Origin of the sequence: Paenibacillus sp. FSL P4-0176 (assembly GCF_037975265.1) — a bacterium.
GTDB classification, from domain to species: domain Bacteria; phylum Bacillota; class Bacilli; order Paenibacillales; family Paenibacillaceae; genus Paenibacillus; species Paenibacillus amylolyticus.
This window is the reverse complement of record NZ_CP150242.1, coordinates 4,433,728-4,447,131: the sequence shown is the minus strand read 5'-3', so window position 1 is coordinate 4,447,131 and position 13,404 is coordinate 4,433,728. Positions and strand designations below refer to the sequence as shown.

Here is a 13,404-nt window from a genome sequence, read left to right as displayed (position 1 = left end):
TCTTGTTACAATAGACAAAGAAAAAAGGAACCGGTAAGGGCTCCTTTAAGTCGATTACATGAAATTACTTATTTTACTTCAAAAGTCTTGCAGTCTGTTTCAGCAGACTGACTTGCTTCTTTGTTACTGTGACTCACGATGTAGATCGAAGAAGCGTTACATTTGTTCTCTTGAGCCCAGTGACGACAGGAATTAACTTCACACAATACGTCTTTTGCCATGATTGTTAACCTCACTTTAATTGGATTACAGTCGTTGGTATAAAGAATCCGGATATAACAAGTTGCCGCTTGTCAATCTGGAAAATTCTGTTGCTCTCACGAAATTCGGAGGGCTTTTTTGCGTTATACACAACGATGCATACTTAGAATAGCAAATTTAATTGAAGCTTGCAACCAAATGCCCCCATCTGTGGCAAAATAGTGGACGTGCTGTGGTTATATTTGCAAAAAGGCAGTAGTATGTTATTATTTAATAGTAATGATTACGATTAAGTCTAATTGATTCTATATAAATTGAACTAAACATTTACACGAAACCATAAATGAAGGAGCATGTGAATACATGAGCAAAATAAACCATATGAACCGGATTCCCCGCGCGAAAGGGATCGATATGGCTGCTTTTTACACGCCGAAAGAGTGTAGACGCAAAGCCCAGCATATTGTATTTTCCGCTGAAAATGAACGCATCATTAATGAATTTATCACCATTCTGGGCATGAAAGAGAAGTTCAGAGAGCATGATGTATCAATCCCCAACAAAATGGTCATGTTCGGGCCACCCGGTACGGGAAAAACATTAACGGCATCACATCTGGCGGAGCGCCTTGATCTGCCATTGGTTCTTGTGAGATTAGATGCGATCATTCATAGCCATCTTGGGGAGACGGGGAGTAACGTACGTAAGTTATTCGAATATGCACGAATGAATCCCTGTGTGTTATTTCTGGATGAATTTGATGCCATAGGCCGGACACGTGAGAGCAATGATGAAGTGAAAGAGATGGCTCGTGTCGTGAATACATTGTTGCAGTGTCTGGACGAATTCGATGGGGAAAGCATTCTGGTGGCTGCAACGAATCTGGAAACCCAACTGGATCACGCCATCTGGCGGCGGTTTGATACGAAGATGACCTACGGTATGCCTGATGATTCGAGTCGCAAATTGTATATCAGCAAATTGGTAGGGGCATTTGAACAGGAGACTCGGCTGGAAGATTACATATGTGAACGCTTGACCGGGTGCAGTTATGCGGATATAGAGCAGATCGTTCTGAAAGCAAAGCGGAAAGCAATCATTGCCAGTAGTGTACTTCATAAGCAACTGATCTCGGATGCTTACGATGAATACAGACCACGTGTATTAGAGTGTTGATTGCTTCCGTTCTGGATAAAGCAACAAAGAACAACGTTGAACTAGCCCAGTCTCCTGAATGGAGTTCTGGGCTAATCGTCATGTTAGCGAGGTGCTTTATACTTTAACGGCTGCTCCGTATGCTTTTTCAGTATTCATGGCTTCTTGTGTTGCAGTCCAGCGTGGCAGGCTTAATCTGAACATGCTGCCTTCCGGGCTGCTGGAGACAAGTGTCAGTTCACCGCCCTGTTCCTGAGCGAGTAGGCGGCTATATGTTAATCCTAGACCCAGACCACGGTTACGACGTTTTTTGAGTTCTCCACGATAGAACCGTTCGAAGATTTTGGGTTGTTCTTCGGCTGCGATGCCTGTGCCGTGGTCTTTAACATCAACGTACAGCATCTGTTCTTCTGTACTTAGATAAATGTCGAAGACAGCCTTCTGTTCAGGAGCTGTGGCATGAAGTGCGTTATTAAGCAAATTGACAATGATCTGCTGAATGCGAAGAGCATCCCCCATGGTAAAAAAGTTAATCGGAGGGGCATGCAGCTGAACCTCTGGCATTTTGTCCTCGTACGCAATCTTCCACTGATAGATGATCTCACCGACCAACAGTTTCAGATCCGTCCGTTCCTTTCGAACGGCAACACTTCCTGCAGCCATGGCGTTATAGTCAAGCAAATCTGCGACCATTCGCTCCATGCGTTCAGATTCCTTCAAAGCGATATCCAAAAATTCTTTACCTTCCTGTGGACTCACGACATCGTCACGTACTGCCATAACGAGCCCCTTGATGGAAGTTACTGGTGTCTTGAGTTCATGACTTACCCCTGCCAGCGAAAGTGTACGCCATTCTTCGAGTTGTTGGAGACGAGTGGCCATATCGCGGAATGAATTTACAAGTTCATTGATCTCACGTTCTCGTGTATTCAGATCAAGACTCACATCATAGTTGCCACCTCGAATCTGCTCAGCGGCATAGGCGACCTGACGAATCGGTCTGGATAACTTTTTGGACAAGAGATAGATTGTAAACCATCCACAGAGGATTAGTCCTCCGAGGATTAGAGCCACGAGCCATATCGTCTCTGGACCAAATGTAATGGATTGTTTGGACTGCATGACCCACACTTTACCCAAGGTTTGATCGCCCTCAGATATGTTGACCGTTACACCTGCATATTTGTTGTTTCGCGGTTCAAGATAGTCGTCTGACAGTCGATAATGCACATCTTTTTGCTCCATTTTAGGCTGGGAAAAGATCAATTGATTGTTGTTGTCCAAGATCATGACACAAAAATAATGATCTGTATTAAATAGTTTCTCTCGCTTGGTTACCAGTCTGTCCAGATCCGGTGGAACCCGAAGCATATTATTTTCACTGGTCACTCGATCGGCAATCTCCAGCCCAAGCAGTTCTGCGGTTTTGAGGCTTTTCTCAATGGAAGTTGTTCGAATCCAGTAGAGTGCCCCTGCCACAATAATCGTGAAACCAATGCACAAAATGAGAAAATATCGCAGTGTCCAGTGTGACAGAATGGATATCGTTCGTTTGGGTTTCTTCTGTTTCAGTTGGCGATCCAAAATTGATACCCCATTCCTCGCAACGTCCGAATTTCTCCCGTATCTGGCGACCAGTGGGAGAGGGCTTGACGTAGTCGTTTAATCGATAGATCCACAGCACGATCACTGCCATCGTAGTCCATCCCCCATACCTGTTCAATAAGATGATCTCTGGTAAATGTACGATTCGGATAATCGGACAGGAAGAACAGTAACGACAGGTCACGAGGTGTGAGTGCAACCTCTGCACCGTTCAGCAGCACCTGCTTGGCAGCAAGATCAATGACGAGATTTCCAAAGGAACGCTTCTCTTCGCCACCTGAGGTCCAATGTGGATTACGGCGCAACACTGCATTAACTCTGGCAACCACTTCTTCCGGTACAAAAGGTTTGCTCATATAATCGTCAGCACCGGCATTTAGTCCGTTGAGACGGTCTGAAATGTCATCCAGTGCAGTTAGCATGATCACGGGACAAGCACTTTTTTCACGAATAATCCGCAGCAGATCCCATCCGTCCATTCCTGGCAGCATCACATCAAGTAATACAAGGGAAGGCGTTACGGTATCAAAAAGGGTAAGTGCAGTCGGTCCATCTGCTGCATGATGAACTTCAAATTCTGCTTTTCTCAGATAAGCAGCCAATACTCGTGCAATAGCTTGTTCATCCTCGACGATAAGTATGGATTTCAAGAAAAGCGTTCTCCTTTCGCTTTGTAAACTTGTACTGATTTTACATGAGCCAGAGCGTAAAGCCAATCCTGTATTACGGATTTCAAAAAAATATGGGACTTGTCTTATCTTGACTTCTTCCTGACACATTCAATTGATATGATTCACTCCAAGAAGCAACCTAAACAATCATGTACTGGAGGAAACATAGAGATGAACAAGAAAGCAAAAGCATGGCTTATTACAGGTGTAGCGGCGGTTGCCGTAATCGGTGGCGGTGGTTACTATATCACAAACAGTTACTTGGGGAATAACGTGGAGATTGAGCAGGTGCTTCCTGCGAGCACAGCGACTTCCACCACAGCTGTAGATAGCACAGGAACGGTTGTAGCCAATGAAACTGCTGGAGCAGAGCAACTGAACGGAGACTGGAGCATCAGCGAAGGTTCCAAAGTATATTTCTCTGTAACTACATCGCAGGAGACCGTTAACTTTGTGGACGAGCAGGTAACAGGGAATTGGACAATTAATGTAGACGATGCTGCTCAGATGAAGGCAGAAGGACAGATCGAGATGGACGGAATTGATTCCGGGAATGGACAGCGTGATGGTCACGTGAAGCAAGCCGATTTCTTCGATGTTGCTACATATCCACAAGCTACATTTACAGCGACTTCATTTGAAGGGGTACCTGCGGAATGGCCTGTCGGTCAAACGGTTGATATCAAAATGAATGGTACCATTACGGTTAAAGGTATTGAAAAAGAAGTAACTTTTGATGCCAAAGCTGCTTATGAGAATAATGCAGTCTTGTTGTCGGCGACATCGATGGTAACGTTCGAAGATTTCGGAATGGAAAATCCACACTCCGTTGTGCTCTCGACTGAAAATGATATCCAGGTACAACTTGAATTGAAACTCTCCAAATAAGTGTAGCGACGATCATCTAGATAGAAATCTGTTCTGTTCTGCCTTACGGTGGACGGACAGATTTTTTTGTTTTTTACAAATAGTGTGATTCTTATCGCTCAAATGTAACTTTTACAGGAGCATATTGTTAAAATAACTGCTGTTTCCTTTGGATAATACCGTGTTACCCATCACTATTAAGCGCTTACAATGAGGAGGATTCATAACATTCATTGATCCATGCACAATCAAACACAAAAAGGGGGAGATCAAGAGTGAACAAGAGGTACATAAGCGGGTGTCTGGTATTGCTGATGCTGTTCTGTGATCTGGGGTTGATGGTTCGTCCAGCGGCTGCAGAAGATGCAAAAGTGAACGTGGCATTTAACAAGGTGGTTACGGTAAGAGAGGAAGATCTAGTGAATGAGGGGCAAAAAGAAAAGGCGGTAGATGGTGATGTGAATACTCACTGGAGTGCGAGCTCACCTACTTCTGAGAGTAATCCTCATTGGTTGACTATAGACCTAGGTGCGCCATATGATCTATCTGGAGCGGAATTGACTTGGAAGGACAAAGACCAAGTTGTAAAATATTTGATTGAAGTATCTGATGATGGTAACAACTGGTCAACTGTTGTGGACCAAACGACTAACGAAATAAAACAGACTGTTGCCAGTGAAGAGTTCCAGACCAATACACCTGTCCAGTATGTGAAGGTTACAATTCCGTACTATGCGGGAGCAAATTGGTGGCCCGGGATATCCGAGCTTAAAGTCTGGGGAAAAGAGGAAAAAATTGATCCAGCAACCATTACAAGTTACGATCCCGTTAAGGTCAATACAGTAGCTGGGGTTGCACCTGTTCTGCCAACAAAAGTGACAGCGAAGTATCCGAACGACAAATCTGGTTCGGTTCCAGTGGAATGGGAAAGTATCGACCCTTCAGAGTACGCACATGCGGGTAGCTTTACCGTGACGGGTGCAGTATATGGAGCCCCTGTTCAACCGGAGGCCACTGTAACAGTTGGAGGATATCGGACGGATTACGTTAGAGGAGTGGATATTTCCACGTTAACCGCCATTGAGGCTAATGGAGGGAAGTATCTGGATAGTAATGGCACTGAAAGGGACTTGCTTGATATCCTGAAGGATCGCGGTGTCAATTATGTGCGTCTTCGTCTGTGGAATGATCCACAGAAATCAGGGGGCTACAACGACAAGGACGATGTCATTCGTTTGGCCGAGCGGGTGAAGAAAAAAGGTATGAAGATCCTGCTGGATTTCCACTACTCGGATGAGTGGGCGCACCCGGGTCAGCAGCTTCGTCCCAAAGCTTGGGAAGGCCTTTCGCATGAAGAGCTGAAGCAGGCCGTATACAACTATACGTATGAAGTTGTGGGAGAAATGAAAGCAAAGGGCGCCATGCCTGATATGGTGCAGATCGGTAATGAGATCAACAGTGGTGTTCTGAACGGCTTGAGCAGCGACGTGGATTTTAAGCAAAATGTTGCATTGCTGAAAAGCGGAATTGATGCTGTACGTGCAGTAGAAGGAGAGATCACCAATAACGCTGATAAGGTTCAAATCATGATTCATCTCGCAGAAGGCGGCAAGGCGGATACGTTCGACTGGTATTTCAGTGAGCTGGAGAAAGGCGAACTGAAGTACGATATCATCGGACTTTCCTATTATCCGTTCTGGCATGGAACATTTGCCGATGTGCAGAACACCATGAATAAAGTATCTGACAAATTCAAAAAAGACGTGATTATTGCCGAGACATCGTATCCATTCTCATATAAAAACGGGGATGCACACGGCAATATCATTGGATCGGATGAAGCGCTTCATGTTGGGGGAGCAACATTCCCTGCAACGGTACAGGGGCAATATGATGCTATTGCTGGCATTATGGATATGATTGCTGACGTGCCGGAAAACCGCGGAGCAGGCTTCTTCTATTGGGAGCCCGCATGGATTGCCGCCAATGTAGGCTGGATTGATTCCGAGGGAGATGCATGGGAAAATCATGCCATGTTCGACTATGATGAATTTCCGGGGAATGGTGGATACTCCTACGAAGGACGTGCCTTGCCATCACTGGATGTTTACAAACGCGGATTGGAGCTTCTGCCCGCAGACCGCCAGCAACTGGATGCGGCGCTTACACGAGCCAAATCATTGGTACAGACTGATTTTACTCCGGAAAGCTGGGTGACTCTGGCTCCGGCAATCTCGGCAGCGAATGATGTATACCAACAGGCATACACGCCGGGCGGGGTAACTCAAGCAGATACAGATGCAGCGACAACAGCATTGGAACGTGTGATGCAGCAGATGCAGGTTATCACCCCGCAGCTTGACGAGCTCAGAGCTAAAATAGCGGAAGCGCGTACGTATCAGCAGCCTGACTGGTCTGCGGCCACTTGGGCGGTATTGACCAAAGCGCTGGAAGGCGCTGATCAGGTCTTGAATGATCCAAGAGCAACACAGACGGATGCGAATACAGCGGTTAAACGTTTGCATGATGCCATTCAAGGTCTATCCAATGTGGACAAAACACAACTGCACCAGTACATTCAACAAATGCAGCAGCAGACTAAATCTTCCTATACACGCCGGAGCTGGTCTGTATTGGAACAGTCTTTGCAGACAGCGATTCAGGTCCGAGATAACAATGCTGTTGTCCAATCTGAGGTGAATTCAGCACTGAGTACGTTGAAACAAGCCTTTACTAGTCTGGTCTCTCTGGAGGCTTTAACAACGGGCAAAACGGCAACGGCTTCAAGCAGTGCAGGGACAGGAGGCAATCAAGCCAACTCTCCTGAAGGTGCAATCGACAACGATCCGAACACTTCATGGGGGACCGATAAGAGTATTGACAGCTTGTGGCAAGTAGATTTGGGGCAAGTCGCAAACCTGCGCAAGATCGAGATGTCCATGTGGAGTGGTGGTATCAAATATACGATTGAAGTGTCCAACGATAACAAAAATTTTGTGAAAGTAGTGGACACCACAAGTGATGTTGTTGTATCGACCGCACCTAGCCATGTACTTCCAGAAGGCACGGAGGGCCGTTACATTCGGGTAACGATTAAAACAGGTCCCACATGGGTAGGATTCATGGAATTTGAAGCATACGGTACGTTCCCGGCAGACAAAACTGCACTGCAAGCTACTGTAGATGCCGCTGAGAAATTAAAACAAACCGAATACACGACATCAAGCTGGAATGTATTTAGTAAGGCACTTTCTGAAGCGAAGGCATTCATTCTGGATGTTGAATCTTCAATGCAAGATGTGAGCAATGCGGATCGTGCGTTACAAGATGCTGTGAGTAAGCTTGTACGTCAAGATGTAACACCTGGCCCTGGCCAGCCATCAGAACCAAGTGTACCTTCACAACCTTCCAACCCGGGAACAGCACCATCGACGGGGAATCCATCTGTAACCCCACCAGTTGGAGCGGGTACTGCACCGGAGAAGGGATCGATCACGTTAAAAGGAACGACAGCCGGGGATGAGAAGTATTCCATTCGTCCAGATGCATCCCAATTAACTCAGGCACTGCAATCGATGGATGTAGGAAATCGTACGTTGAAGCTGATTGCAGATGTGCCTGACAGAGCCAAGACAGTCACATTCCAATTGGCTGCAAGTCAGCTGGCAGCATGGGTTCGTTCCGAGGAAGTGCAATCCCTAGATGTAGTTGTAGGACAGACTACCGTTCGTGTTCCTCTGAGATCACTCCCACTAACCATTGCGGAGACTGAGGGAACGTTCGATATCGTAGTGGCAAAAGGATCGACAGATACACTGACTACATCGCAAAAAGCAGCGATCGGTAATCATGCGATTGTTGATGTGAATTTGTTAATGAACAATAAGCCATTGCAATGGACAAACAGAGCGGTTGAAGTTGCTCTATCCAATGTGGAACAACCTAAGAAAAATGATGTAGTTATGGTTGTACATTCCATATCCACAAGTGGAGAAATGAAGCCTGTTACGTATTCCAAGTACGATGACAAGACCAAAACGATGACGTTCAAACCGCTGGAATCCAGCAGTTATGTCATTGCAGAAGTTGAAGTACCATTAAATGATCTGCAAAATCACAATTGGGCAATCCAAGAGGTACAGAATCTCTACGGTAAAGGGATTATTTCGGGGATGAGCGCAACTCGTTTTGCCCCGCAAGGTGAACTGACCAGAGCACAATTTTTGCAAATGATTATTAAAGGTATTGGTGATGCACGCCAGCCGGATCCATCTATTTCAGTCCCAACGGATGTGATGGAAGGGCAGTGGTTTGCCGATTCAGTACGACTTGGAATGGAAATGGAAATAATTCAAGGCCGAGCAGATGGAAGCTTTGGAGCGAATGAACGTATTTCACGAGAAGAAATGGCCGTTATGCTGAACAGAGCACTGAAGGTTGTGCAGCGTGAGGATGCGACCAATTCTGTACAAGGAAATATGTTGTTTTTAGACAACGCCGAGATCGCAGCATACGCCAAAGAAGCTGTAGCCTCGATGCAACAACTTGGGCTGCTAAATGGCATGCCTGATGGCACGTTTGCTCCGAAAGAAACAGCGAACCGTGCACAGGGAGCTGTTGCAGTCGCCAGAATGATGGAACAACTGTATTAGAGATAGTTCAAAACGTCCGTTTTTATTATGAAGGATGCCTGGTGCATCATCAGCATGCACTAATAGAAAATAACAAAGCAGGTAAAGAGATCGGATCATGTGATTCGATCTCTTTATTTTTTTTTGTGAAAAGAGGTTATAACGGACCCGCTTTCTCTAAATAGGCATATAAACATTTTGTTAATGTCGTATTGACAATATCGAATTCATTTGTTATCATTTCGATAATATCAAAACGACAATATTAAAGAAATGGGGAATGAGCTATGTTTGGATTCCGATTTGCGAAATTTCAACCCAGTGAATATGTCATGAAAGTAAAAAATGGTGAGGTACAACGTCAAGGTGTCGGATTGTCCTTCTATTATTATGAGCCGACCACATCGGTAGTGGTTCTACCCGTATCCTCGGTGGATGTACCGTTTATGTTCGAAGAGATTACGGCGGATTATCAGACGGTTACTGTGCAGGGGCAATTAAGTTATCGCATTGTGGATTATTTGAAAATAACCCAGAGCCTGAATTACACGTACAATTTGCGCAAAAATCGGTATATCTCCGACGACCCCGGCAAGCTGGATCAACGGGTGATCACCACAGCGAAAGTACTAACCAAGAAACATCTTGAGCAAATGCCGCTGAAAGAAGCTATTCAATCCAGTGAACGGCTGGCAAGCAGCATGAAACGCGAGGTTGTGCAAAGTGAAGAGTTGGAGAAATTGGGCGTTGAGTTGATGAGTCTATCGATTCTGGCCATTCTGCCTAATAAAGAGACGATGCGTGCATTGGAAGCACAGGCGCGGGAAGAGATTTTGCGTCAGGCAGATGAAGCGCTCTATGTACGTCGGAATGCATCGATTGAACAGGAAAGACGAGTGAAAGAGAACGAACTGAACACCGAAATTGCCGTAGAGACGAAGAAACAGCAAATTCGTGAGACCCAATTGCAGACAGAACGCTCGGTGAAACAGAAACAAAACGAGATGGAGCAGGAGCAGCTTCAGTTCAATACAGCGATGGAGGAACGTAAGCAGCAACTGATTGAGTTAACTATTGCTAATCACAATGCCGAGGCAGATGCCAAAGCGTATGAGATTGCTGCCGTGATGAACTCATTGCAAAATGTACAGCCCAATGTACTGCAAGCAATGGCGAATATGGGCATGAATTCTGATAAGCTGATCGCACTCGCGTTCCAGGAACTGGCTGAAAATGCAGGCAAGATTGGGCAGCTTAATATCTCGCCGGATCTGTTGCAAGGATTAATGTCTCCTGTGCCGGGCAGAGATCAAGGAGGACGAGCGAGATGAGGCTAGGAAGAAGAGAGCAAGCAGAGCAAGCAGGGAAATCAGTACGTCAGCAGGCCACCGCGGATGATCGAATGAGCGAACACAAGCTGATTCTGGTGAAGCGCCGGACCAGACTGGAAGAGCTGGTGGTTCGATATAACACGGTGCAGCAAGCTCAGTTCTATATTGAACGTCTGGGTGCAGACTTCAGTGATTATATGGAGGAAGACCGTCGTTATCGGCTATCTGTGCAGCAGGCACAGCAGCAACTGGGTCAATTGGGCCGCGTTCAGACGATTGATCGGGAACATGTACCCAACTTTATCTTTGGAGAGCAAGATATCGTGGTCGTGGTTGGACAGGATGGGCTTGTAGCCAACACCCTCAAATACGTAACCGAGCAGCCGCTCATCGGTGTGAATCCGGACCCGATGCGTTGGGATGGCGTGTTATTACCTTTTACCGTGGAAGATCTAAGCTTCATTGTTCCTGATGTCATTCGAAAGCAACGAACCTTGAAAGAAGTCACTCTCGCCAAAGTGGAACTCAATGATGGACAGTATCTATATGGTGTGAATGATCTGTTCATTGGTCGGAAGACGCATGTATCGGCTCGTTATGAAGTGCGTTTGGGTTCATCCACAGAACAACAATCTTCTAGTGGCATCATTGTATCCACAGGCATGGGATCGACAGGCTGGTTCAAAAGTGTGCTGGCCGGAGCCACCGGAATTGTAGGGTCCGCTGCATGGCAGAACATGAATTCCGAAGCGGAGGTCGCTACAGCATCGGCATCCATTCATGGGAGCAGGCAAGAGCTGAATCATTTTAACTGGGATGCGCCGTACTTATATTTTTCAGTACGTGAACCTTTTCCGAGCCGGACGACTGCGGCCAATCTCGTGTTTGGACAGATCCATTCAAAGCAACCACTGCACATTGTATCCCAGATGCCGGAGGACGGTGTTATTTTCAGCGATGGGGTCGAGCAGGATTTTCTTGAGTTTAATTCAGGGGTAGAAGCCATCATTGGTTTGGCAGAGAAGAGGGGACGTCTCGTGGTCTAAACCTTTATTTTCAAGCCGTTTCCGACTAGAATGGGTAACTAGATGTGATACACTGACGTCAGGAAACGGAAAGAGGGTTAACGATGCAGTCGATATTGTTGGTTGAAGATGATGCCAAGTTAGCAGGATTACTGGCGGCTTATCTGACCCGAAATGGATTCCAGGTACAGGTCACAGATGATTTTCGTCATGTACTGGATGAATTTGTGGAAGTGAAGCCGGACCTTGTGCTGATGGATGTGAATTTGCCTCAATATGATGGATACTACTGGTGCAGGCAGATACGCACACATTCCATATGTCCCATTTTATTCATATCGGCTCGTGATAGTGGTATGGATCAGATTATGGCGTTGGAACATGGAGCGGATGATTATATTACAAAACCTTTTCAATATGAAGTTGTTCTTGCCAAAGTCCGTAGTCAGCTGCGCAGAGCCTATGGTTCTTACGCTGCTGTTCAACAGGAAGTGAAGGTGAAGAACGGTCCCATGATCCTTTATCCTGAGCGATTTGTATTGGAATATGATGAGCGTTCTACCGAGCTGACACAGAAGGAAGCGATACTGGTGGAAGCGCTGATGGCGAAGGCAGGGCGAGTTGTCAGCCGAGAAAAATTGTTAGAACAAATGTGGGAAGATCAGCATTTTATCGATGATAATACGTTGAATGTCTATATTACACGTGTTCGCCGGAAGTTGAAGGAGCTGGGTGCAGAAGAGATTTTGGAGACGGTTCGCGGAGCGGGTTATCGTATGTTGGATCTGGATTCGTCCTCACAGGGGAAAGGGAAATGAGACTGTTCCTGAAAGACCACCAGATGTTAGTTGGATTTTATGTGTTACAGATGTTGCTGGTTCCGTGTGTGTACTGGCTCTCTGGTGAGGGCCGTCCGATGAAGATTGTTCTCTATGGCATGCTGATCAGTACTGTTGTGCTGTTGGTCTATCTGATCATACGTTACTTCCAGCTGCGAGCGTATTATCGTCTGCTTGAACAACCACGAAAACTGGTAAACGAACCTTTCCAAACGCTTGGAAATTCGGTCGTGGCGGAAGCCATCCAGCAATTGTTACATGAACTGGAGCGTAATCGGCAGAACGAGATGGGGCAGTTACGTACTAGCAAGGAACAGCAGGTGGTATTCATGAATCGCTGGGTTCATCAGATGAAGACCCCGTTGTCCATTATCCAACTGACCTTGGAAGATGTGGACGATGAGACGGCTGGCAGTATTCAGGATGAGCTGGATAAAATGCGCAAAGGACTTGAAATGGTCTTGCATTCATCAAGGCTTGAACAGTTCGAAGGGGATTTTCGTGTGGAGCTGTTGTCTCTGCATGAGGTGCTTCGGAGTAGCATTGCAGAGAACCGACGTTTGTTTATTCGCAGAGGCATTACGCCGGATATCCGTATGGAGGGTGAACTTCAGATCTACAGTGACTCCAAGTGGCTGCGGTTCATGTTCACCCAGATTTTGACCAATGCCGTGAACTATTCCGATAGCAAATCAGGCAAAAAAGTGATCATTACCGGCTATAAACAGGAAGAGCGTACGATCTTGGACATTCAGGATGAGGGAATCGGCATCTCTTCCGAGGATATTCATCGCGTGTTCAATCCCTATTTTACAGGTGAACGGGGCAGGCAATACCACGAATCTACGGGAATGGGATTATATCTGGTCCGTGAGATCAGTGCCCGCCTGGATAACCGTGTCGAGTTGTTTTCGGAGCCGAATGAGGGAACGTTGGTCAGATTCAGCTGGATTCATTCGAAATATCCCAACTAAAAAGTGCTTTGCCCATGGGCGAGGTGCTTTTTTTAATGCACAGAAGTGTGATAGAGAAGGCAGGGGAACAGAACCTTAAACGCATTGTAAGGGAAGTTTAAGGTA

10 protein-coding genes are annotated in these 13,404 nt (G+C 46.1%); 7 read left to right on the top strand and 3 right to left on the bottom strand.

Annotation, left to right across the window (positions count from 1 at the left end; all coding sequences use genetic code 11):
• Positions 1–68: 68 nt before the first annotated feature.
• A complete protein-coding gene (locus MKY95_RS20400; RefSeq protein ID WP_076209985.1) occupies positions 69–221 on the bottom strand; it encodes a DUF1540 domain-containing protein in 153 nt (50 codons plus the stop codon).
• A 343-nt stretch (positions 222–564) separates the two neighbouring features.
• On the opposite strand from MKY95_RS20400, the gene MKY95_RS20395 reads away from it, so the two are divergent.
• A complete protein-coding gene (locus MKY95_RS20395; protein ID WP_036672911.1) occupies positions 565–1,377 on the top strand; it encodes an ATP-binding protein in 813 nt (270 codons plus the stop codon).
• Positions 1,378–1,473: 96 nt separating this feature from the next.
• On the opposite strand, the gene MKY95_RS20390 is transcribed toward MKY95_RS20395, so the two are convergent.
• Both MKY95_RS20390 and MKY95_RS20385 read right to left on the bottom strand, forming a co-directional pair.
• On the bottom strand, positions 1,474–2,940 hold the full coding sequence (locus MKY95_RS20390) for a HAMP domain-containing sensor histidine kinase (protein WP_076250047.1): 1,467 nt from the start codon (positions 2,938–2,940) through the stop codon (positions 1,474–1,476).
• A complete protein-coding gene (locus MKY95_RS20385) occupies positions 2,925–3,611 on the bottom strand; it encodes a response regulator transcription factor (RefSeq protein WP_076250048.1) in 687 nt (228 codons plus the stop codon). The genes MKY95_RS20390 and MKY95_RS20385 overlap by 16 nt, the downstream gene beginning before the upstream one ends.
• A gap of 192 nt (positions 3,612–3,803) precedes the next feature.
• On the opposite strand from MKY95_RS20385, the gene MKY95_RS20380 reads away from it, so the two are divergent.
• The 6 genes from MKY95_RS20380 to MKY95_RS20355 all read left to right on the top strand — a co-directional run bounded on the left by MKY95_RS20380 (position 3,804) and on the right by MKY95_RS20355 (position 13,299).
• The gene (locus MKY95_RS20380; protein ID WP_076250049.1) at positions 3,804–4,520 is read left to right on the top strand and encodes a YceI family protein; all 717 of its coding nucleotides are present in this window, start codon (positions 3,804–3,806) and stop codon (positions 4,518–4,520) included.
• Between the two features lie 254 nt (positions 4,521–4,774).
• Entirely contained in the window at positions 4,775–9,151 is a 4,377-nt protein-coding gene (locus MKY95_RS20375) for a glycosyl hydrolase 53 family protein (RefSeq protein ID WP_076250050.1), read from the top strand.
• Positions 9,152–9,417: 266 nt separating this feature from the next.
• A complete protein-coding gene (locus MKY95_RS20370; RefSeq protein ID WP_036672907.1) occupies positions 9,418–10,461 on the top strand; it encodes an SPFH domain-containing protein in 1,044 nt (347 codons plus the stop codon).
• A gap of 71 nt (positions 10,462–10,532) precedes the next feature.
• Positions 10,533–11,507: a sugar kinase gene (locus MKY95_RS20365; protein WP_076250602.1), complete on the top strand. Its 975-nt coding sequence runs from the start codon at positions 10,533–10,535 to the stop codon at positions 11,505–11,507.
• 83 nt (positions 11,508–11,590) lie between these two features.
• A complete protein-coding gene (locus MKY95_RS20360) occupies positions 11,591–12,304 on the top strand; it encodes a response regulator transcription factor (protein ID WP_076250051.1) in 714 nt (237 codons plus the stop codon).
• Positions 12,301–13,299 carry a sensor histidine kinase gene (locus MKY95_RS20355; protein ID WP_339194179.1) on the top strand — a complete coding sequence of 333 codons (999 nt, stop codon included), beginning with the start codon at positions 12,301–12,303 and terminating at the stop codon, positions 13,297–13,299. The genes MKY95_RS20360 and MKY95_RS20355 overlap by 4 nt, the downstream gene beginning before the upstream one ends.
• Positions 13,300–13,404: the final 105 nt, after the last annotated feature.